We start from the raw sequence: 20,048 nt of genomic DNA on the forward strand, positions 1-20,048 counted from the left end.
TTTGCGATTCATCAAATAATACAGATCATTACTTTTTATTCAGACAGCTATCCACGTAGTACTTAGGGCTCACAACTAGTAGTTTAGTCTTATTTTTGCCCGCTAAATAACCTTAATGATGCACAGCCTTTCATACTCAGGTCTGATGAAGCAGAGATTAATTACCTACATAATGACCGCGTCATCTCCATTTGCTCGAGTTAAGGTTGATTGTCGCGTAATGAATTACCTAAAAGTTTATAAAGAATTAAGCTCTATTGGCAGTATTTTGCTTATTAGTAGTGTTATCGCTACAGGCTTACTGACATCTTTAGCGACACAAGCGACTGAAGATCTAAGTCAGCTCGATGAGCTAAATGGCTTTGACAATCACGCCTCAATAATTCAAAACGGTAGTAATTTAAATGCTGGAGTTAATCAGCAAGGTGTCTCAAATACCGCGATTGTAAGCCAAAGTGGCTTTTTAACTCAGGCAAACGTTGAGCAAATTGGTGGTAGTAATTATGTTTTAGCTCATCAAAATGGCGCAGAAGTAGAAGCTAACATTCTTCAAAGTGGTTTTAATAATGTGTTTATTTCTTCTCAGCAAGGTGCATTTCTTAGTGTGGAATTAGAACAACAAGGAAATGATAACCGTGCATCAGTATTGCAGATCGGTAATGAAAGCGATGTCTCTATTTATCAAAATGGCACAGGACATGCAGTGTCGGTTATTCAGTATGGTCAAGGCCGCTCGGCACAGATCACCCAAGGTTATACCTCAAATTGAATCTTAAAAGCACAATTCACTGAACGATATGTTGAATATATGTAATAGATATGTATTACACTAATGGCCACATGGATGGTGATACAAAGTACACGGAGTAAGATTATGTTTAAAGTTACACATTGGGTCGTTGTTACGCGTTCGCATCTTTTTGCGGACTTACTTAATACTAGATGGCCACAAGAGTTTCTGGTTAAGTTACATCGAGTATCACCGGAGCATTTTAATGGTGACTTATTGGAAAGCCGGATCACTATAATCTTGATTGACTTGGCCAGTGTTGACGTACAAACCGCATATCAGATCCAACGTAAAATAGAAAAAGGCAGCAATGTTGCTCGTGTGGTGTTTTTGCATTTTCCGCAGCAAGTTGATGTGAGGTTTTTATTACAGGCTTCAGTCACCGCTGGCGTATTCTATGGCGATGCTTCCCTTGAACAGATTGGTGAAGGGATGGCTGAAATAGTTAAAGGTAAAGTAATTATTCCGCAATCTTTAATTGAATCGAACAACGCTAAAGATGCTGTCACGGATGACGTTGAAACCCTTACTATACGCGAGCGAGAAGTATTACAAGTGCTGAGAAGTGGCAGTACTAACATCGACATCGCGAATAAGCTGTTTGTCAGTGAAAGTACCATTAAGACTCACCTTTACCGCGCATTTAGAAAGATCGGTGTATCAAGTCGCGGCCAAGCCATTGCATGGGCGCAAACCAATTTACATGAAGTTACTCAATGATCCGCAGGGCTTTATGTCTAGTGCTGCTGTGCTCATGGGTAAACGCTGAAGAGTTAACAATCAAGTCTATGCCTGCAACCAGCACCAGCGACAAGCCACCAAAGGTTGAAACAGACTTGATCGATGGCTTAATCCTTAATCGAGCCATGACTCGTTTTGGACATAGATTTTATCGCCAATTTGTCGCTGATTATCGGGATATTGGTGGTGTCACTCGCCATTCAGGCTTAACGGTTGTTGAGCAAGCTACAGCTCGTAGTGGTAGTAAAATCAGTATTTTACATAACCGAAAACCGATTTATATCACAGTTGTTTCGCCAGCGAGTCGCAATATAGATGAGCAAGCGATGTCGGCAGCTAAATATGTAAATCAAAAATTGAAGCAACATCAGAAGCAAGCTAGCTGGGCACAATTTCTAGATCCTGATCTAGCGCCTGATGAGTTTTAACAAGGAATGTCCATGAATAAAATGACAAAAATGACCAGTGGATTGGCGCTTCTGTTTTTTGGCACGAGTGTTCACGCTACCCAGTTAATTTATACGCCGGTTAATCCCAACTTTGGTGGTAGTTACTTAAACGGTTCGTACTTGCTATCTAATGCTTCTGCGCAAAATAAACATACGGGAGGCTCTAGTTACGTGCCGCCTACAGCGCTAGAGAGGTTGGCAAGTTCACTGGAATCCCGATTAATGAGCCAGCTTTTTAATGACGCGGCTAATGGCGGTGAGGGCTATTTGAAGACTGATGACTTTGAAATCCAAGTTGTTAATGAAGATGGTGCTCTTTTAGTGCATATCACCGACGTTGTAACTGGTGAAACAACAATAATCGAAGTCGGTGGACTTGTAGACAGCAGTACAGGAGCTGGCTAACGATGAAAAAGCTAATCCCATTTTTTATTTTGTGTTTTGTGACTGCATGTTCATCAACTAGTGAATTAGAACAGATAGAGGCTTCATCGAGTTTGATGCCTAAGAGTGACACCTATTACGACTTAATCGGTTTGCCTAACCCTCAAGGCAGCATGGTAGCAGCGGTTTATGATTTTCGTGATCAAACAGGTCAATACAAGCCTATTCCATCGAGTAACTTTTCAACAGCAGTTCCTCAGAGTGGCACAGCATTCTTGGCCCAAGCACTCAATGACTCAAGTTGGTTTATTCCGGTAGAGCGTGAAGGGCTGCAAAATCTGCTAACGGAGCGAAAGATAGTTCGTGCAGGGCTAAAAGGAGATGCGGCCAGTTTAAGTCAGCTCAATTCGGCGCAAATATTAATGGAAGGGGGCATTGTTGCCTATGATACCAATGTTCGTACTGGGGGAGCAGGTGCTCGATACTTAGGTATTGGTGCTTCAAGTCAATTTCGGGTTGACAGCATTACCGTTAATCTTCGAGCCGTTGATATTCGTACTGGGCGCTTATTGAGCAGTGTGACAACGACTAAATCGGTGTTGTCTAAAGAGCTAACAGCAGGGGTATTTAAATTTATAGATGCTCAAGAACTACTCGAGTCTGAAGTGGGTTACACATCAAATGAACCTGTTAGTTTATGTGTTGCGCAAGCAATCGAAAGTGCTGTTGTGCATATGATTGCAGATGGAATTTGGAAAAGAGCTTGGAACCTTGCAGATACTCAGGCAGGGTTAAAAAACCCAGTATTACAAAAGTATTGGTTAGAAGCTCATTCTATTGAACGTGTGCAAGCACGAATAGATCAAGGCTAGTTCAATAACAATTACAAAAGGCATCTCGGATGCCTTTTTTTATGGCTAAAATTTAAAGCAAATAGATCCATATAGAATGTTGGCTGGATTATTTACTATACAGCTGTATAGTTTTGCTTTATACTCTTTGCATCTTAGATTTACAGGTAAGAGGCAATAGATGAAATTGAAAATACTTACAGGACTGACATTAATTGGCAGCGTGTTATCTGCAAACCTGTTTACTGTTAGCACCACCGTTAGCCTATTAGCTGTGAGTTCTTTTTCTGCCCAAGCTGCAACAGTCGGTTGTGAACGAGCTGGTGGTATTAAGTGCCAAAAAGTCAGAAAGCCCTACAAAAAAACAAAAGTGATCGTAGTGCCAAAGCATCACCGTCATTATCACGCTTATCATTCCCCTTTATTAACGGCATTAGGTATGGCTATTGTGTTAGATGCTGCCGGTAACGCGGTAACAGAAACTGGCAATAAAGTCGTTGTATTGGGTGAGGGTAATGAGGTTAAAAACGTCTATGAGAAAGACGGTGTGGTATATCTGATCAAAGAGATTGGATAATGAAAATCAGTCAAAAAGAGTTTGCAGAACAATTGCCGCTAATTGATAAAGCCCTAAGCTGTTTAGCGGCAATAATGTGTGTTGCAGGCTTAGTTTTTGTCATTAAAACCAGTGCTTCTGAGTTAAGCATTATGACTATGATTGCGTCAGTAGTTATTGCATCTTCAATCTACTTATTCAAGGTACTTGTATTGGGAGTCAGTCAAAACTTGGTATTAATCGCCGACTCGATCCCAGCAAAGCCGATAACTCAGTCGGTGGTTAAGTCCACGGAACAAAAGAAAGTTGCCAATTTTGGTTTGTGTACTTTCTGTAATCAATACGAGACTAAAAATACGCTATCAGGTCGTTATGTATGTTCTGATTGCTATAAAGTTTTTTTAAAAGTAAGAGGTCAAGTGCTAGAGCCTAAGCTTGATCGATTTACGGGCATAAAAAGAGCCAGCTAAGAGGTCGTTCGCTCCGAATGACTGAAAGGCACAAAAAAAGAGTCATGGTTATGACTCTTTTTTTGTGTTTGATATTTTAACTACAATCAAATTAGCAGCTAGTATTTAGCGGTTCATTTCACGTTCTTGATTTAAAAACTCAAAGCCGCTTTTCAAGAAGTTAAATCTCTCGTCATCAGGCAGTGTGCGGACTTGAGTTAACATTAGACCAAATGCTGAATCAATCATTAAACGATCTGAAAGCTTTAGGTAGCGATATACTACAGGTCTTAATACTACTGAAAAGTCGCCAGTTAAATCTTCAAAGCGTTTTTCTTCGATAGCTTGAGTATTACTCACTAATTCTCGCATACACAGAGCAGCAAGTAGCGCATTTTTATCGCTGAAAGATTGATACTGCGCTGCTCGCGAGTAGCCGGCTTTTTTATGCACATCTGACATATTAAGTGCAATCATGCCTTTTTCTTGTACAAGTTCTGTTGCCGCATTCAGTAGAGCGGATTCTTTTTCAGTAAGCATTATCAAATTCCAACAAATTTTTATTTATTAAATGCGTTAATCAAATGAAAGTCAACCACATTGTATATACATCTGTTTATTCTATGTACAGTTTGTTAAGTGGCAAAGGAATGATTTGTATTGATATTCGACCATCGCCTTGTGCATTATTTCGCGTATACTATGGACTAGTTTATTCCTTTTGAGGGCAGAAAAATGGCCGAAGAAACCATATTCAGTAAAATTATTCGACGTGAAATTCCAGCTGATATCTTGTATCAAGATGAGCTTGTTACCGCATTCAGAGATATCACGCCTCAGGCACCAACTCATATTTTGATTATCCCTAATCATTTGATCCCAACGGCCAATGACATTAAAGCATCCGATGAAAAAGCCTTAGGGCGTATGATGTCGGTTGCGGCCAAATTGGCACAAGAAGCGGGTATTGCAGAAGATGGTTACCGTTTAATTATGAATTGTAATAAGCACGGTGGTCAGGAAGTTTTCCATATCCATATGCATTTAGTGGGCGGACATCCACTAGGGCGTATGTTGAGCCCAAGTGCATGAATATAGGCAATGAAAAAGACGCGCTGACCCAAATGGCAAGTCGATTCGTTGAGCAGTTAACTCAGTGCCGTAAGCTTAAACTCGCAGTGCTCGAAGGTAGTGGCAGTCATGTTTTGATGGAGTTGCCTTACGATAAGCAACTTGTTGGCTATCCTGATACCGGGGTGATTCATGGTGGCGTGATCACTACTTTAATGGATACAGCTAGTGGTTGCGCTGTAGTGTGCTCGATTTTTGATAAGTTTGGTTTACTTGAGATCTCACCCACCTTAGATCTGCGTGTAGACTATATGAAGCCTGCTGAGCCACATAAGCCTGTTTACGGATATGCACAATGCTATAAGTTATCGTCAAGTGTTGCATTTACCCGTGCGATTGCATATCAAGATTCAATTGATGATCCTATTGCTCATGCGGTTGGTTCATTTATGCGCATTAGTCCAGAAATGGTTGGTGAAGAGTTTAGACAAGCATTGATGGGGAGCGATAATGAGCAGTGAACCTTGTGCTGTTGATGATGGCGTTAAACTTGATGTTAAAGGCATAGTCAAAAAGGCGACAGAACTTAATGATTTTGGTCACCTTTTAGAACATGTACCCTATGCAAAGTTTATTGGTATGGGCGTCGAGCGCTTTGGTGATGAGCTAGTATTTAAATTGCCTGCGAAAGACGACAATATAGGTAACCCTATCTTACCCGCCTTACATGGTGGAGTGATTGCAGGTTTTATGGAGATGTCTGCAATTGTGCAGTTAATGGTATTTATGCAAACCACTAAAGTACCTAAAGTTGTTGATTTTTCAATTGATTACTTAAGAGCTGGTTATCATAAAGACAGTTTTGCTGAGTGTAAGATTACTCGCCAGGGGCGTAGAGTCGCCAATGTCAGTATTAATTGTTGGCAAACAAATCGTAAGCATTTGATTGCTACCGCTAGAGCGCACTTTTTGATCGATTAATTTAGTGCTAAATTATATTGAGCAATGGCAAACTTGTGCAGCAAAGGGGCTTGAGATGAAAAAAGTATTATTGGGATTATTTTTGGCATGCGTATTTACTGCTTGTGCACCACATACCGCAGGTGTGATGGCTGACTCAAATGGCCAAGTACGAGTCGATAACAATAGTTTTGGTAAAGAAATTCAGGTCAACAATATTATGGCTCGCCCAGAAGGTGGCTTTTTACGCGGCACCGGTACTATCGCTAGCCAAGTGTCAACCGACCTACGGGTACAGTACAAGTTTACTTGGTATGACTTAAATGGCATGACCATTGATGATGAAGGCGTAAGCTGGAAATCGGTAAAGTTACACGGTAAGCAGCAATTACAAGTGAGCGCAGTAGCGCCTAATGCCAATGCTACTCGCTTTGAGCTTTATGTTAGAAAAGCATTTTCTAATTAGGTCAATGCGAATAAGAGAGTAAGCCATAACAAGATCATGCTTGTTAAAAAAACGTCAGTTAAGCTGACGTTTTTTTATGCATGTCGTTCAGGTTTATTAAGAAGTCTGTCACTGAGTTGTAAAATTCATGTATAATCGCGCTCGCCAAGGGGTGTTAAAGTCTATCAATCAAAAGTTTGATTTATAGACTCGTACTGAGATGTTGCAAAACAAACCCTTTGAACCTGATCCGGCTAATACCGGCGTAGGAATGGGCCACATGTCATTTCCCGATCGCTTCTTTATGTTGCCGGATCTCAAAATTTTACTTTGAGGTCCTATGTTAAACTTTAAATCTTATTCGCCTGTTGCGCTTGCAGTTATTGCTGCGGTCTCTTCTCCCAATGCTTTTGCCGAAACCGATGCTAGCTTAAATGATGGCATTGAAGTCATGGTTGTCACTTCAGATTTTCGTGGCTCAGCGTTAGAAAAAATGCCTTCAAGTGTTACCGTTATTGATCAGCAACAGATTGAAGATCAAGGCGCGCAGCATTTTGAAGACATACTTAATAATATCGCTAACTTTAACTGGTCTGGCGGCAGCTCGCGTCCTAAATATTTTCAAATACGCGGAGTTGGTGAGCAAGAAGAGTATCAAGGCGCGCCTAACTCTTCGGTAGGGTTTGTGGTTGATGATATTGACCTTTCTGGTCTTGGTATGGCATCAAGCATGTACGACTTACAACAAGTTGAAGTATTACGTGGCCCACAAGGCACGCGCTATGGTGCCAACGCATTGGCAGGCCTTATCTACCTAAAAAGTAACGATCCAACAGATGTGTTTGAACATGGTGCAGAAGTGTCGCTTGGCGATGATAATTTGCAAACCTTTAGCGGTTTTAGCTCTGGCCCAGTAACTGATTCAGGTAATTTATTGTATCGCGTGTCTTTGCAGCAACATCAGCAAGATGGCTACCGTGACAACCTTTATTTAGGCCGCAGCGACACTAATAATCGCGATGAATTTACCGGCCGCGCTAAACTACGCTGGTATGCGACAGATGATCTAGAAATTGATCTTACCTTGCTTCATGCCAACTATGACAATGGTTATGATGTTTGGACGCTTGATAATAATGGTTTCGATACCTTAACTGACGCGCCAGGCGAAGATAAGCAAAAAACTACCGGCTCATCACTTAAATTTACTTACACTGGTGCTGAGAAGTTCCAGTTAACCTCATTAACTTCATTTGCTCAATCAGATACCCGCCACAACTATGATGGTGACTGGGCAAATCCTGATTACTGGGAGAGCCGTGATTGTGACGGTGCGCCTTGTGAATATGAGTATAACTGGGATAAGAAAGGCGAAAGAAAAACCATTACCCAAGAATTTAGATTGTCTTCAACAGAAGCTGGTCGAATCTTCTCTGATAGCACTGACTGGCTGGTGGGTGTTTATGGTATGGATTTACAAGAAGACAACGATACTGTTGATAGCTATAGCCAGTTAACTGCTGAATACCAAGCTAAAAACTATGCTCTATTTGGCCAGCTTGATTCTGACCTGGGGGCAAATTATGCGTTATCAGTTGGTATGCGTGTTGAGCGCAGAGACAGCGATTATAGTGACTCAGCAGGTGATGAATTTTCTCCAAGTGAAACCATGTGGGGTGGACATATCGCACTAAGCAAAGCGCTAAGTGATGAGCATGAATCTTATATTCGTGTCGCTCGTGGTTATAAAGCCGGTGGCTTTAACATGTCGCTCCCTGTAGAGCTTGCAGACAAAAAAGAATACGACACAGAAATCCTATATAACTATGAAATTGGTCTAAAGTCGACTTGGTTAGATGGCGCAGCTAATACCAATTTGGCTATCTTCTTTATGGATAGACAAGATCAACAAGTTGCAGCGTCGCAGCAATCTACTGTTCCAGGTGAAGAGGGTAACTTCATCCTATTTACCGAAAATGCAGGTAGCTCACATAATTATGGTGCCGAGTTGGATGGTAATTGGTACGCAACAGATAACCTGCAGGTATATGGTAGCGTAGGCTGGTTAGAAACGGCTTATGGCGACTATGGATATGAAGACAAGTATGGCGGCATAGTCGATCTTTCTGGTCGCGAATTGGCCCATTCACCAAACTTTACCTTTAGTTTAGGTGCGACATATCGTAGTGATAACGGTTGGTTTGCCAATGTTAATGCCAGCGGCAAGAGTGATTTTTACTATTCTGATAGTAATGAATCAAAATCTGACGCTTACCAAATCTTCAATGCAAAGTTTGGCTACGAAGCGGATATTTGGTCTGCTTACCTGTGGGGACGTAATCTGTTTGATGAACAATATGGCGTCCGTGGCTTCTATTTCGGTAATGAGCCCGACCTTGACTGGGCAGATAAGCAATATATTCGCTACGGCGACCCGCGTCAGATAGGGGTTACCTTTAACGTTAAGTTCTTATAATTACCAATTTTAAATTGTTTCGATATCCCGTGTTTAAAAACACTTTTATTTGCCAGCTAATTAAACTGGCTGAGGTTTACTATGAAATTAACAGCTGAGATCAGTTGTTATCCGTTACAAGATAACTACTTAGAACCAATCAAATGGTTTATCGCTCGCGTTGACAGTTATGAAAATATCCAACGCGTGACTAACGCTATGGCGACCCAAGTTGTTGGTGAGTATGCTGATGTGATGTCGATGCTCGCAATTGAAATGCAAGCTGCCCATGAGAAATTCGGTAAAGCAGTATTTGTGTGTAAGTTCATTGGCGGCGAGCTTAATTTAAGCCACAGCGAATAATCTCAACATAAATAGGCCACAGCAGCTAAGCCCAAAATGGGCTAGCGTTGTGGCTATTTTAATTCTATCCACTTATAACGGCTATTTGGTTTATCTTTAGGCTAAATACAAGGCGTTTATTATGTCTGAATTTTGGTTGTCGCTAGTCAATAGTGTCACCACTGCACTGAGTGAAGCACAGGCACTTACTGCTTGGGAAGCGGTTGCAGTGTTACTGGCTGTGGCTTACTTAGTTTTTGCGATGAAGGGAAGTATTTGGTGCTGGGCTGCCGCTTTTGCTAGCACGGCTATTTACACTGTTCTGTTTTGGAACGTATCGTTATTAATGGAGTCATTGCTAAATGTTTACTATATGGCGATGGCTGTTTATGGCTATTGGATGTGGACCCGTGGCGGTAAAGAACATGATGGGGTAAATATCGTCTCTTGGAGCGCAATGACCCATCTTAAAATTATTGTCATAACAGGCATTATTGCGCTAGCTGTAGGGCATTTTATGGCAACTCAAACCCATGCCTCTTTGCCTTACTTAGATGCTGCAACAACGTGTTTTGCGGTAATGACAACTTATTTAGTCGCGAAAAAAGTGCTAGAGAACTGGTTTTATTGGTTTGTGATAGATGCGGTATCCATTTACTTGTATGTGAGTAAAGGCTTGATGTTAACTGCTGTTTTATTTGTGCTTTATCTTGGTATGGTGGTGTTTGGTTACTATATGTGGCGCAATAAGATGGAAGATCAACAAACGCTAGCCGATAGCAAATTCTCTGAAGGTAAAGCCTAAGTGGGTGAGCAAGAAACCAAGCTTTTAACTAAAGCGTTAGCAAGCTATCTTGAGCAAGCTAAGCTCACTGATGTAAGTTTGATTACTCGGTTAAGTCAGGGGTTGAGTAATCAAAATTACTGCGTTCGTGGCTGTCATCCTAGTTATGATGGTGAAAGCTTATGGGTGCTAAGGGTCAATAGTTGGGCTAGTTCTCAGATCTGTGATCGCAGAGCTGAGGTCGCTAATTGGCGCTTAGCAGCTAGTCACTTTTTAGCACCAGAGGTGGTATATGTTAGCCCTTGCAATCGCTTTTATTTAAGCCGCTATTATTTGCAACTGCAGCAATACAATTGGAGTGCGTTAAGTAGTGAAAATGGTGTCAGTTCAATGACAACTGCGCTCACTAACTCATTAAACCAGACTCTCCGTCTGAACTCATATAAAAGTCAGCAGCTGGGTCAAACTCAGCCTCTCAAGTTACCCAATACACTTGGCAAATCGGCTAGTGCAGCTATTGAAGAAGCAAGGTTATTACTACCACTGCTAAACGGCTTGGCTAAGTTACCAGAGCCTGAAAATAAAATGCCAGTTGATAAGCAATGGAATGTTTATCATCATCGCCTGCAAAGTATGTTTGCCAAAGTGACAGCTTTACAAGCGCACCATTGTACCAAGGCGCAAGTCGCTTTACTTACGAAGTGGAAGCTAAGTTATGCCAAGCTGGTGGCTAATATTGAGCAAATCGAAGCTATGCTTCGTCGCTTGAATCATTGCATGATCCGTCAGCAATTTAGCCATAGAGATCTAAATCCATTCAATATTTTATTGGTTGAAGGGGCGCTTAAGTGTATTGATTTTGAATATGCCTGCAGCTCCCATCCGCTATGTGATTTGGCGGCAGTGCTTGCCAGTCATTCGTTATCGAATGAACAACGGCAATGGATTATTGAAGAATACTTAGCCAATAATCCGAATTTGAATCATCATGCAGGTTCAGCGGTAAGTGCTGCGATAGATCTTTATTGGGTGTTTGCCGTTTGCTGGGCGTTACAAATGGCATTTGATCATTTGATCAAGCAAGACGAAATTGAGGTCAATATTGCAGACAAAGAGCTGCAGGGAATAGAAGGTTACTTAGCTTGTGCCGAGGAGTATTATCAGCTAATTAGCAATCCTTGATAAAGGGGGATAGACAGTAAACCTGAACATCTTATCGCTAAGCCTCCATAATTAAGTTCTTAAAAGTTATCCTATAAACTACCTACTAAAAGTAGTCCATCGAGCAAGTTTTAAATTTATCTACCATTGGGATAAATATATTTCTACCTGAGTTAGGCATTAGAGCAGATACAACAATTTGTATCTGAGCGATTTATATTCGTTGTTCTATGCTAGGTTAAGACAAAACACTGTGTTTGGAGGAGGGCTAATGAGAAAACTTGCAATGGTAGTACTGTTGATATTTGGCCTTGTAGGCTGCTCAACTAAAGTGGGTTATTACTTTTTGGATTGGGCGATTGAGTGGAAACTTGAAGAATACGTTACCTTAGACGCTAAACAGCAAGAGCAATTTGACGATACGCTAAAACAGTTTTTACATTGGCACCGCAGTGAAGAGCTATTACGCTATGAAAATCAGTTAGCCAAATTATCTAACGCGCTAGAGCAGCAGTCATTAACCCCCGAAATTTGGGCTGACCATGTTGCTGAAGCCAAAAGTCATTGGTCACGTACTTTTGATTACCTGTTACCGTCTTTACTGCCCATTATTAGTTCCTTTTCAGATAAGCAGGTTGCACAAATTATCGCTCAACTTAGAGTTGAAGAAAAAGAGTTAAATGAAAAATACTTAGGCAAGGATCAGGCTGAATTAGTAGAGATGGCGGATGAACGGATTAATAAACGTGCTAAAAAATGGCTAGGTAAATTATCCGCTGAACAAAAAAGTGCCATTCACAACTATAATCAAACCCGCGGCGCAACATTAGATATGTGGCTTGAGTATCGACATGAATGGATCCGCTTATTTTCACAGGCACTTAAAAATAGACACAATCAAAAGGCGCTATCGCATAGCCTAACCTTACTCATGACCGAGCCTGATAAGCTACGCTCGCAAGCCTATAAAAAGGCGCTTGATAGTAATACCGAGCAGTTTGGGGAATTGTTGATATTGCTGAATCAACAGGCGAGTGCTAAGCAAAAACGTTATTTTCATAACAAGATGATGGCGTTACAAGAGGATTTAATTGAGCTTAGTGAAGATAGCTAATAGTCTATATTTACAAACTGATTGAAAGAAAGTTTTGTTGCTCAAGGTCTATGTTGCTAAAGGGGCTAGGTTTTAACTGATCTAGCTGTTTTCCCAAATTAGGGAATTAGCCGAATTTAGCAATTAGCCTTACGTAAGCAGTGAGAGTCACTTGTTTATTTGCAATATTTAAGCTTGAGTACTCAAGCTAAGAGGGAACGACATGCAATTAGTTAAACTTTATCAGCAGTTTTTGAGTGGACTTAAGTTTTTTGAGGGACTTGCGCCCTTAGCGCTGCGTTTGTATTTGGCACCGGTTTTAATGCAAGCAGGCTATAACAAGTTAAGTAATTTCAGTGATACCGCTGCTTGGTTTGGTAATCCTGATTGGGGTCTTGGCTTGCCATTTCCGGAGCTTATGGTTGCGCTTGCAGCCGGAACAGAATTTTTTGGTGGTGCATTACTCATCGTAGGATTTGCTACGCGACTAGTATCGATTCCATTAGCGATAACTATGTTCGTAGCCGCTTTTAGCGTACATATTCAAAATGGTTGGTTAGCCATTGCAGACTCCAGTTCTTGGTTAGCTAATGATAATGTCATGGCTTCTGCTGAAAAGCTGGCTAAAGCAAAAGAGATTTTACAGGCTAATGGCAATTATGAATGGTTAACTAGCTCAGGTAATTTCGTCATCCTTAATAACGGTATCGAGTTTGCCATCACCTATTTGTTTATGTTGCTTGTCTTAATTTTTGTTGGAGGCGGCCGCTATACGAGCGTTGACTACTTTATCGCTAAGCGTAATGGCTTATAACAACAAATACAGGGCTCAGAGCTTTTCAACTAAAGAGCTCAATGCTAATCATTGCCAGTATGGCCGCTCCTTTGTGAGTTTAGGTGTTTGACGACTAGTGTTGTTAGGCAAAGAACGAGCATCACCGATACTTTTGCAAAGCGGTTGAATCTTTATGCTGATAGATATCACTGCCAAAAAGCTTTTATTTTATGTAATTAACCCATTTCAATTAAATCCCACTAAATAGGTGGGATTTTTTTTGCACAGTTGATATTCTCAATAGGCATTTGAGTAATTCTTCTTTCGTAACATGTTTATTAAGGACAATCAGTTGGACGCATTAGAATTATTATTAACTCGTCAATCAACCCCAAGATTAACAACTCCCGCTCCTAGCCAGTTGCAATTGCAGCATATCCTAGATGCAGCGACCCGTGCCCCAGATCATGCAGGGCTAACTCCTTGGGAGTTTATTATCGCTGAAGGGGAGGGGTTAACTCGCCTTGGGGATATTTTTATTGGTGCCTTAACAGAAAAAGGAGCTGATGCGGATTTGATTACTAAAGCGAGTAATATGCCGCAGCGGGCTCCGATGGTAATAACCGTTGTCGCTAAAGTAAAAGAACATCCAAAAGTTCCTGCACTAGAGCAACATTTAGCTGCAGGCTGCGCGGTTATGGCTATGCAACAAGCAGCATTTGCTCAAGGCCTAGGGGGTATTTGGCGTACCGGAGAATTAGCCTTTGATGCGAATGTGCATCAATCTCTTGGCTTAACAACTAGCGACCAAATCGTTGGCTTTTTATACCTAGGCACGCCCGCTATCGACGCTCCGACTAAAGCGTTAAAAGATGGTATGAGCTTTGCGCGGTACTTATAAGGGCAGTGTTGTTTGACGAGAGTGCAAAGCATCAGCTTTGAATAAGATACTTAGGCTAAATTTTGATAAGACAATTGAGCTATAGATGTAACAACTATGATTAAGACAAACGAGTAATGAGAATAATACCAATAGCTTAGTTTCAGTCTTAATTTTGCCAGCATTAGACAGGAGGTTGTGTTGAACGTAGAACTTAAAGAGGCCAATTTAGTTGGCGAACATATAGTACTTGAACCTTTAACGATGGATCATCAAGCTGCGTTAAGTATTGCCGTTGCAGATGGTAATTTATGGGAGCTTTGGTATACCAAGGTTCCACACCCTGATGATATGAAAGCTTATATCACTAGCGCCTTAGAGGCTGAAGCGCGCGGTGAAGCCTTAGCTTTTGCTGTGCGCTGTCGCCATTCAGGCGCAGTTATTGGTTGCACCCGGATTTGCAGCTGGGAACAGCAGCACCGTCGTTTAGAGGTGGGCTATACTTGGTATGCAAAAAGTGCACAGCGAACCGCGGTAAACACTGAAGCTAAGTTACTCATTTTAAGTTACGCCTTTGAAACGTTAGATGTCATGGCCGTAGAATTTAGAACCCATATTCAAAACCAAGCTTCTCGCCAAGCAATATGTCGTATAGGCGCGACTCAAGACGGTATTTTGCGTAACCATCAAATTCTTAACAATGGCACGATTAGAGACACTGTTATTTACTCAATAATCGATAGTGAATGGCCTGATGTAAAACAAGGCCTAAAAGACAAGTTGTTGAGCTATCAAGAGTCGAGTCAATAAACTTATGCAACAGAGCCGCAGAGTGTTGTGGCTCTCGCTGTTGTTAACTTATCGATGAAGCGTCTGTTGTGAGGTAATCGTTTCTGTAAGCGATTGACACTCTTTTTGGCTGTTTTCTCGCTTTATTCTTGATATTCAGTGGCACCTAAAGTAGAAATGGTTAACCTAACTAAAAATTAGCTACTGATGATAGCAACGAAATAAAAAGGAATTGATTAAATGCTTGCAAAGAAAAAACTATCCATGGTGATCTTCGCTGCTAGCGTATTGTCTTTTAATAGCTTCGCTGGCGAAGCGGAAGATGCTTTTACACAAGAGCTGGCTGAATGTGCAGCTTATTATCAAATTGCATCTGACGCGATTTCAGCAATGAATGCGCCGCAAATGCAAGCTGTTGGCGAGCGATTACAGCAATCTGGCCAGCAAGCGATCGAAATCGCTGCTAAATATCAGTCTGAAGATAAAGTGGCAGCTGCAGTAACTAAGGCTGCTGAACAACATAAAGCATCTATGCCCAATAGCCAAAGCCTAGGGCCTTTGATGGGTAAATATAAAGAAAAATGTAAAACCATTATTGCTCAGCCTGATAAGCGCTTAGATTACTGGACCATGGCAACCATGTAATCGTATTGGTTAAAAAAGACAGCAAGCATAGTGTGTCTAGCAATCAAAATAAGTAGCAGCCTTCAAGGCTGCTTTTTTGTGGCCTAAATAAACTGAAAGCAGCATCTTGAACAAAGGTGATATTGCATTGAGAAGGCTTGCTGGAATACCAAAGAACCAATGCTGCAAGGCAATACCTGTAAAGACAAAAATTATTAATAATCCTTGCAATAATGCGCCTAAAAATTCTGTCTACTAATCTAACAATGGTTGAGGTTAGCAGTTTTTCTGGGCTGTAAATCAGGAAAGCTAAACTTCGGCGATTAAAACAGAGTACTAAAGCTGAGTACTAAAGTTGAGTGCTAAAGCTGAGTACTAAAGCTGAGTACTAAAGCTGAGTACTAAAGCTGAGTATCAAAGCAGTACCAACCAGCTTATTTACCAAATTGGCATTAGCTCTGGCCAAATGAGCTAGTATTCAAATCATTTAACGGCGCCAGCAATCGGTGATGCTGGAGTAATAGAGCTTCTAACTTTAACTGGCGCAAATATAACTAAGAAAATTAAGTTAAAAATTACACCTAAGCCAAACAGAAAAATAGGAGATAATATATGAACATATACTTGTTGATAGCTGGTGTAATTGCCTTAGCGACAAGTGTTTGGCATTTAACTTATGCTAGAAAGCAGTTTTTAATGCCCATGTTACATGCTGACTTTGATGCGACTGCCCAAGTGATAATGCGATGCGTTTTTCACTATGTGACTGTGTTTTTATTGCTATCAAGCTTTGTACTGCTTGCTTGCGCCTTTGCGGCAGTCGCCCAAATGCAAAGTTATGGCATGCTTATCTTTATCGCACTTAACTTTGGCCTGTTTGCTATTTGGCAGATTTATATTGCTTTTATGAGTGATGCTTCTGTTTCACTTAAGCGGTTATTTCAATGGCTACTCTTTGTACTTATTGCGGGTTTTACTGCTATTGGCGCCTTGCAAGCTTAGACTTGTTTTATTGTGGACTGGATTGATAAGCGCGCCGAAATATCCAACTAAGTCGATAACATGAAATATACTCAGCTAGTTAACGGCTTGTTTTTTCTATAAAACTGCGTTAGGTTGGATTTTGCGAATATTTTATATCAACTTAGAGCAAGCTGACTGACTATCCAAGCTCAATCAATAGCTAAGTTCAAAAGTAATAAACGCAAAATATCGATTCAAATGGAACTGAATGAGCTTAGCAAGGAGCAACAATGTCTAACATTCATACAAGCTGTTTTCACAAACAACCTATCACCAGCAAACAAAGCTATTCTCCATTGCAATTAATTTAGCAGCCATGTTATGAAATAGGCTTGCTAATACATTCGTATTACGATTATTTACAAATTTTTGCAGAGCAATCGCCAAACAGTGTCGTGCTTAGCGGTATGATAACCCTATCACTGATGGCTTAGTTCTTATGAACTCAGCTATTTGAGCCTTGCTATATGAGTCCGTTATGATCAAAGTTCACCAATTAGCTAAAGAATACCCAATGGGTGATAGTTGCGTAAAAGCACTCAACGGAGTGAGTTTTACTATCGCAAGAAATGAGTTTGTTGCCATCATGGGGCCATCTGGTTCAGGCAAATCAACTCTGATGAATATTATAGGCTGCCTAGATAAACCTACTTCGGGGCGCTATAGCCTGAACAGTCAAGAAGTTGCAGAGCTTGACGATGATGCATTATCAGCAGTTCGTAACAAAGAGATTGGTTTCGTTTTTCAAAGCTTTCATTTGTTGCCACGTTTATCTGCTTTGCAAAATGTCCTTTTACCGCTGCGTTTTTCTGCCGATCCTAATCAAGACTCAGCCTATGCCCATGAGTTACTCGATCGTGTGGGGCTGGGTTCTCGCCACGACCATCGTCCCAATCAGTTATCTGGCGGGCAAAGACAACGGGTCGCAATTGCTCGTTCGTTAGTCAATCGTCCTGCTATTTTATTGGCTGATGAGCCAACAGGGGCTTTAGATAGTAAGACTTCAGTTGAGATTATGGCGCTTTTTACTGAGTTACATAAAGCCGGGCAAACAATTATTTTAGTGACTCATGAAGAAGAAGTTGCAGCTTATGCGCAGCGCATTATCCGCATGCGTGATGGCGATATTGTTGAGATAGAAGAGCGAGGTGAAAATGCCGCTTAAACGACTATCTAAAAGCCCTGTTTTGTTTCCTTTGTCTTTCGCTTCGTTACTGACAATGTTTGCACCGCTTGCTATTGCAGCGAGCTCCAGCGTAACTGCTGAGCAAGGCCTATCATCGTCTATACAAAATAAGTTGCAGGCGGATAAGCCTAAGTTAATGCCATTACTACTTACTGGACAGGTAGCATCGGTTGTTTCACAGCCCTTTGTGGTGCCTAAAGCGGGGGATTCTTGGCGTTATCAAATTCAATGGATGATGCCCGAGGGCTCTTTGGCTAAGCCAGATCAGGTTGTGGTTATCTTTGATAAAAGTGAAATTGATAACCGTATTGATCAGTTAGAAGGCAGTCTCTTGCGAGTAACCGCTCAGGAGCAGAGCCAAGCAATAGAGCTAAACGCACAGCTATTACAAGCTGAATTTGACCTTAAACAGGCAAAGCTCGAACTTGAAAAAGCTCAACTAGATGCCGCTATTCCAGCAGAGTATATCGCTGCAAAAGATTATGCTGACAATCAGTTTGAGCAATTGAAGGCAACCTCTGAACTGTCTAAAAAGCGTCAGGCATTATCTGAAATCGAAGATAAAAGAACAGCGTCGCTGTCGCAGTTAGCGATTGATAAAAAGCGTGCTCAATTGGAACTAAGTCAAGCGTTGTCAGGCTTAGAGCAGTTGGAGTTAACTGCTGATATTGCCGGCCCAGTATTATATGGCCGCGATCCTTGGAGCTATAAGAAATACTCTGTGGGCGATAATGTACAAATTGGGCGACAGGTCGCCAATATCCCTGCACTAAATGATCTAGAAGTTGTGGCGTGGGTGAACGAAGTTGACGTTGACCGGATCAAAATTGGCGAGCCCGTGCATTTACGTCTTGATTCACAATCAAGTGTACAGCTTAGCGGCAGTATTGATGAGATCAGTCGTCAGGCCCGCAAGCAACCAGCCTGGGGAGATAGCAATTGGTTTAAGATCTCGATCAAATTTGAAAATAACGAACAAGTGGAAATTATTCCTGGTATGAGTGTGCTTGTTGAAACAGAGGGCCATTCTTCATGAATAAACTAACGATAAACCTATGCGTGATGAGTGCGCTGTTGGCTGGTTGCGGTGATCAAGTACTGACAAAGGCTGAATCTGGCATTCTTGACCAACAAATTGAAGTTACAGGCGAGTTGGTTTCTGCAAACACTGTCAGCCTCAAGCCGCCGGCATTACGTCGAGTTTGGCAATACCAAGTCAAAATGCTTGCGCCAGAGGGGGTTGAAGTCAAAAAGGGAGACAGAGTGGCGCAGCTTGACACCTCTACATTAACCCAAAGGCTGTCCAGTAAATCGGCTAACCTAGCAACCACAGTACAAGATATTGAAACGTCAAAGCTACGTAACGCTAAGAAATTAGAAGAACTGAAACTCGAACTGGCTGAAGCTAAAATGACTCAAGAAAAGAGTCAGATGAAAGTCGATATTTCTGATGAAACGGTTTCTGTTATTGATCAGCAAAAATACCTACGCGATGCCGTGATTGCAAAGGATAGAGTTAAGTTAATTAATCAGAAAATTGATTTAGAGATCCGCAGTGCCGAGCAGCGAATGAAGATGCTTGCTGGAGATCAGCAAAAATTTGCTGCTGAAGTTGCAGCCTTACAAAAAGGAATTAAATCATTAACGCTGATTGCACCGCGCGACGGCATGGTGGTGTATGGCAATGATCAACAAGGCAATAAGCTCGCTGAAGGGCAGAATATCTTTGTCGGAGATTCGGTGTTGAGTATTCCAGATCTACAGCATATGCAGGTAAACATGACAATTCCTGAAGTTGAAGCAGGGCGAGTCAAAGTAGGTCAAGCACTGAAAATTCGCCTCGATGCCAACCCAGATAAGACATTCAACGGCCAGATCACCGAGTTAGGTGCAGTTTTTCGTATCAAAAACCAAGATGTGCCCTTAGTCATTTTTGATGCTGTGGCCAGTATTGATGAAGTTGATAGCGACTTAATGCGACCGGGAATGACTGCCAAGATCAGTATCGATATCGCCAATCAAACACCGGAGCTTTTATTGTCGTTAGATGCGGTGCATTACGACAGAGGCAAAGCATACGTTATGAAGCCTGGCTTATTTAGTGATGCTAAACAATACGTAGCTTTAGGAGCAATGGGGAAAGAGCAGGTAGTGATCAGCTCGGGTCTCACAGAAGGTGAAGAGGTGCTGCTACCATGAGGAATGTATTTAACTTCGACAAATGCAGTTTGCGCATAAAG

The 20,048-nt window shown here is 41.5% G+C and carries 26 protein-coding genes and 1 riboswitch; of the genes, 24 read left to right on the forward strand and 2 right to left on the reverse strand.

Translation table 11 applies throughout. From position 1 onward, the window contains the following. Positions 1-172 precede the first annotated feature (172 nt). The 7 genes from L2740_RS00375 to L2740_RS00405 all read left to right on the forward strand — a co-directional run bounded on the left by L2740_RS00375 (position 173) and on the right by L2740_RS00405 (position 4,241). The gene (locus L2740_RS00375) at positions 173-769 is read left to right on the forward strand and encodes a curlin (RefSeq protein WP_248947967.1); all 597 of its coding nucleotides are present in this window, start codon (positions 173-175) and stop codon (positions 767-769) included. A 105-nt stretch (positions 770-874) separates the two neighbouring features. Then, complete coding sequence (locus tag L2740_RS00380; protein WP_248947968.1) at positions 875-1,510, forward strand: LuxR C-terminal-related transcriptional regulator; 636 nt, start codon at positions 875-877, stop codon at positions 1,508-1,510. Continuing rightward, the gene (locus tag L2740_RS00385; protein WP_248947969.1) at positions 1,507-1,959 is read left to right on the forward strand and encodes a curli production assembly/transport protein CsgE; all 453 of its coding nucleotides are present in this window, start codon (positions 1,507-1,509) and stop codon (positions 1,957-1,959) included. Before L2740_RS00380 ends, L2740_RS00385 begins: the two co-directional genes overlap by 4 nt. Before the next feature lie 12 nt (positions 1,960-1,971). Then, the gene (locus tag L2740_RS00390) at positions 1,972-2,385 is read left to right on the forward strand and encodes a curli assembly protein CsgF (RefSeq protein ID WP_420833489.1); all 414 of its coding nucleotides are present in this window, start codon (positions 1,972-1,974) and stop codon (positions 2,383-2,385) included. Positions 2,386-2,387: 2 nt separating this feature from the next. Continuing rightward, the gene (locus L2740_RS00395) at positions 2,388-3,236 is read left to right on the forward strand and encodes a CsgG/HfaB family protein (RefSeq protein WP_248947970.1); all 849 of its coding nucleotides are present in this window, start codon (positions 2,388-2,390) and stop codon (positions 3,234-3,236) included. Positions 3,237-3,396: 160 nt separating this feature from the next. Then, a complete protein-coding gene (locus tag L2740_RS00400; RefSeq protein WP_248947971.1) occupies positions 3,397-3,792 on the forward strand; it encodes a hypothetical protein in 396 nt (131 codons plus the stop codon). Then, a complete protein-coding gene (locus L2740_RS00405; RefSeq protein WP_248947972.1) occupies positions 3,792-4,241 on the forward strand; it encodes a hypothetical protein in 450 nt (149 codons plus the stop codon). The genes L2740_RS00400 and L2740_RS00405 overlap by 1 nt, the downstream gene beginning before the upstream one ends. A 105-nt stretch (positions 4,242-4,346) precedes the next feature. On the opposite strand, the gene L2740_RS00410 is transcribed toward L2740_RS00405, so the two are convergent. Then, positions 4,347-4,760: a TetR/AcrR family transcriptional regulator gene (locus L2740_RS00410; protein WP_248947973.1), complete on the reverse strand. Its 414-nt coding sequence runs from the start codon at positions 4,758-4,760 to the stop codon at positions 4,347-4,349. Between the two features lie 195 nt (positions 4,761-4,955). On the opposite strand from L2740_RS00410, the gene hinT reads away from it, so the two are divergent. The 13 genes from hinT to L2740_RS00475 all read left to right on the forward strand — a co-directional run bounded on the left by hinT (position 4,956) and on the right by L2740_RS00475 (position 15,620). After that, positions 4,956-5,312: a purine nucleoside phosphoramidase gene (gene hinT, locus L2740_RS00415; RefSeq protein WP_248471955.1), complete on the forward strand. Its 357-nt coding sequence runs from the start codon at positions 4,956-4,958 to the stop codon at positions 5,310-5,312. Next, positions 5,309-5,812, forward strand: a complete 504-nt coding sequence (locus L2740_RS00420; RefSeq protein WP_248947974.1) for a PaaI family thioesterase — start codon at positions 5,309-5,311, stop codon at positions 5,810-5,812. Before hinT ends, L2740_RS00420 begins: the two co-directional genes overlap by 4 nt. Next, positions 5,802-6,272, forward strand: a complete 471-nt coding sequence (locus L2740_RS00425; protein ID WP_248471957.1) for a PaaI family thioesterase — start codon at positions 5,802-5,804, stop codon at positions 6,270-6,272. The genes L2740_RS00420 and L2740_RS00425 overlap by 11 nt, the downstream gene beginning before the upstream one ends. Before the next feature lie 55 nt (positions 6,273-6,327). Further along, on the forward strand, positions 6,328-6,717 hold the full coding sequence (locus L2740_RS00430) for a YcfL family putative periplasmic lipoprotein (protein WP_248947975.1): 390 nt from the start codon (positions 6,328-6,330) through the stop codon (positions 6,715-6,717). Between the two features lie 137 nt (positions 6,718-6,854). Then, positions 6,855-6,985: riboswitch (TPP riboswitch) on the forward strand. Between the two features lie 51 nt (positions 6,986-7,036). Continuing rightward, positions 7,037-9,172 carry a TonB-dependent receptor gene (locus L2740_RS00435; protein ID WP_248947976.1) on the forward strand — a complete coding sequence of 712 codons (2,136 nt, stop codon included), beginning with the start codon at positions 7,037-7,039 and terminating at the stop codon, positions 9,170-9,172. Positions 9,173-9,253: 81 nt separating this feature from the next. Further along, the gene (locus L2740_RS00440) at positions 9,254-9,514 is read left to right on the forward strand and encodes a hypothetical protein (protein WP_248947977.1); all 261 of its coding nucleotides are present in this window, start codon (positions 9,254-9,256) and stop codon (positions 9,512-9,514) included. Positions 9,515-9,635: 121 nt separating this feature from the next. Continuing rightward, a complete protein-coding gene (pnuC, locus tag L2740_RS00445) occupies positions 9,636-10,298 on the forward strand; it encodes a nicotinamide riboside transporter PnuC (protein ID WP_248947978.1) in 663 nt (220 codons plus the stop codon). Continuing rightward, on the forward strand, positions 10,299-11,459 hold the full coding sequence (locus L2740_RS00450) for a phosphotransferase (protein WP_248947979.1): 1,161 nt from the start codon (positions 10,299-10,301) through the stop codon (positions 11,457-11,459). 250 nt (positions 11,460-11,709) lie between these two features. Then, positions 11,710-12,552 carry a DUF6279 family lipoprotein gene (locus tag L2740_RS00455; RefSeq protein ID WP_248947980.1) on the forward strand — a complete coding sequence of 281 codons (843 nt, stop codon included), beginning with the start codon at positions 11,710-11,712 and terminating at the stop codon, positions 12,550-12,552. Between the two features lie 202 nt (positions 12,553-12,754). Continuing rightward, complete coding sequence (locus L2740_RS00460; protein WP_248947981.1) at positions 12,755-13,345, forward strand: HvfX family Cu-binding RiPP maturation protein; 591 nt, start codon at positions 12,755-12,757, stop codon at positions 13,343-13,345. Between the two features lie 313 nt (positions 13,346-13,658). Further along, positions 13,659-14,207, forward strand: a complete 549-nt coding sequence (locus L2740_RS00465) for an NAD(P)H nitroreductase (RefSeq protein ID WP_248947982.1) — start codon at positions 13,659-13,661, stop codon at positions 14,205-14,207. 180 nt (positions 14,208-14,387) lie between these two features. Further along, positions 14,388-14,996, forward strand: a complete 609-nt coding sequence (locus tag L2740_RS00470; protein ID WP_248947983.1) for a GNAT family N-acetyltransferase — start codon at positions 14,388-14,390, stop codon at positions 14,994-14,996. A gap of 219 nt (positions 14,997-15,215) precedes the next feature. Further along, positions 15,216-15,620, forward strand: coding sequence for a hypothetical protein (locus L2740_RS00475; RefSeq protein ID WP_248947984.1), 405 nt, complete (start codon positions 15,216-15,218; stop codon positions 15,618-15,620). A 36-nt stretch (positions 15,621-15,656) separates the two neighbouring features. On the opposite strand, the gene L2740_RS00480 is transcribed toward L2740_RS00475, so the two are convergent. After that, the gene (locus L2740_RS00480) at positions 15,657-15,830 is read right to left on the reverse strand and encodes a hypothetical protein (protein WP_248947985.1); all 174 of its coding nucleotides are present in this window, start codon (positions 15,828-15,830) and stop codon (positions 15,657-15,659) included. Between the two features lie 381 nt (positions 15,831-16,211). On the opposite strand from L2740_RS00480, the gene L2740_RS00485 reads away from it, so the two are divergent. The 4 genes from L2740_RS00485 (at position 16,212) to L2740_RS00500 (ending at position 20,007) form a co-directional block, all read left to right on the forward strand. Then, complete coding sequence (locus L2740_RS00485; protein WP_248947986.1) at positions 16,212-16,601, forward strand: hypothetical protein; 390 nt, start codon at positions 16,212-16,214, stop codon at positions 16,599-16,601. 499 nt (positions 16,602-17,100) lie between these two features. Next, complete coding sequence (locus L2740_RS00490) at positions 17,101-17,787, forward strand: ABC transporter ATP-binding protein (RefSeq protein ID WP_248947987.1); 687 nt, start codon at positions 17,101-17,103, stop codon at positions 17,785-17,787. Then, positions 17,777-18,844, forward strand: a complete 1,068-nt coding sequence (locus tag L2740_RS00495) for an HlyD family secretion protein (RefSeq protein ID WP_248947988.1) — start codon at positions 17,777-17,779, stop codon at positions 18,842-18,844. The genes L2740_RS00490 and L2740_RS00495 overlap by 11 nt, the downstream gene beginning before the upstream one ends. After that, complete coding sequence (locus tag L2740_RS00500; RefSeq protein WP_248947989.1) at positions 18,841-20,007, forward strand: efflux RND transporter periplasmic adaptor subunit; 1,167 nt, start codon at positions 18,841-18,843, stop codon at positions 20,005-20,007. Before L2740_RS00495 ends, L2740_RS00500 begins: the two co-directional genes overlap by 4 nt. Positions 20,008-20,048 lie beyond the last annotated feature (41 nt).

The organism is Shewanella pneumatophori (assembly GCF_023283895.1).
Taxonomy (GTDB): Bacteria; Pseudomonadota; Gammaproteobacteria; order Enterobacterales; family Shewanellaceae; genus Shewanella; species Shewanella pneumatophori.

Coding starts and splice junctions, on each gene's coding strand:
- L2740_RS00375 (WP_248947967.1), top strand. CDS start 173: ATGACCGCGTCATCTCCATTTGCTCGAGTTAAGGTTGATTGTCGCGTA.
- L2740_RS00380 (WP_248947968.1), top strand. CDS start 875: ATGTTTAAAGTTACACATTGGGTCGTTGTTACGCGTTCGCATCTTTTT.
- L2740_RS00385 (WP_248947969.1), top strand. CDS start 1,507: ATGATCCGCAGGGCTTTATGTCTAGTGCTGCTGTGCTCATGGGTAAAC.
- L2740_RS00390 (WP_420833489.1), top strand. CDS start 1,972: ATGAATAAAATGACAAAAATGACCAGTGGATTGGCGCTTCTGTTTTTT.
- L2740_RS00395 (WP_248947970.1), top strand. CDS start 2,388: ATGAAAAAGCTAATCCCATTTTTTATTTTGTGTTTTGTGACTGCATGT.
- L2740_RS00400 (WP_248947971.1), top strand. CDS start 3,397: ATGAAATTGAAAATACTTACAGGACTGACATTAATTGGCAGCGTGTTA.
- L2740_RS00405 (WP_248947972.1), top strand. CDS start 3,792: ATGAAAATCAGTCAAAAAGAGTTTGCAGAACAATTGCCGCTAATTGAT.
- L2740_RS00410 (WP_248947973.1), bottom strand. CDS start 4,760: ATGCTTACTGAAAAAGAATCCGCTCTACTGAATGCGGCAACAGAACTT.
- hinT (WP_248471955.1), top strand. CDS start 4,956: ATGGCCGAAGAAACCATATTCAGTAAAATTATTCGACGTGAAATTCCA.
- L2740_RS00420 (WP_248947974.1), top strand. CDS start 5,309: ATGAATATAGGCAATGAAAAAGACGCGCTGACCCAAATGGCAAGTCGA.
- L2740_RS00425 (WP_248471957.1), top strand. CDS start 5,802: ATGAGCAGTGAACCTTGTGCTGTTGATGATGGCGTTAAACTTGATGTT.
- L2740_RS00430 (WP_248947975.1), top strand. CDS start 6,328: ATGAAAAAAGTATTATTGGGATTATTTTTGGCATGCGTATTTACTGCT.
- L2740_RS00435 (WP_248947976.1), top strand. CDS start 7,037: ATGTTAAACTTTAAATCTTATTCGCCTGTTGCGCTTGCAGTTATTGCT.
- L2740_RS00440 (WP_248947977.1), top strand. CDS start 9,254: ATGAAATTAACAGCTGAGATCAGTTGTTATCCGTTACAAGATAACTAC.
- pnuC (WP_248947978.1), top strand. CDS start 9,636: ATGTCTGAATTTTGGTTGTCGCTAGTCAATAGTGTCACCACTGCACTG.
- L2740_RS00455 (WP_248947980.1), top strand. CDS start 11,710: ATGAGAAAACTTGCAATGGTAGTACTGTTGATATTTGGCCTTGTAGGC.
- L2740_RS00460 (WP_248947981.1), top strand. CDS start 12,755: ATGCAATTAGTTAAACTTTATCAGCAGTTTTTGAGTGGACTTAAGTTT.
- L2740_RS00475 (WP_248947984.1), top strand. CDS start 15,216: ATGCTTGCAAAGAAAAAACTATCCATGGTGATCTTCGCTGCTAGCGTA.
- L2740_RS00485 (WP_248947986.1), top strand. CDS start 16,212: ATGAACATATACTTGTTGATAGCTGGTGTAATTGCCTTAGCGACAAGT.
- L2740_RS00490 (WP_248947987.1), top strand. CDS start 17,101: ATGATCAAAGTTCACCAATTAGCTAAAGAATACCCAATGGGTGATAGT.
- L2740_RS00495 (WP_248947988.1), top strand. CDS start 17,777: ATGCCGCTTAAACGACTATCTAAAAGCCCTGTTTTGTTTCCTTTGTCT.
- L2740_RS00500 (WP_248947989.1), top strand. CDS start 18,841: ATGAATAAACTAACGATAAACCTATGCGTGATGAGTGCGCTGTTGGCT.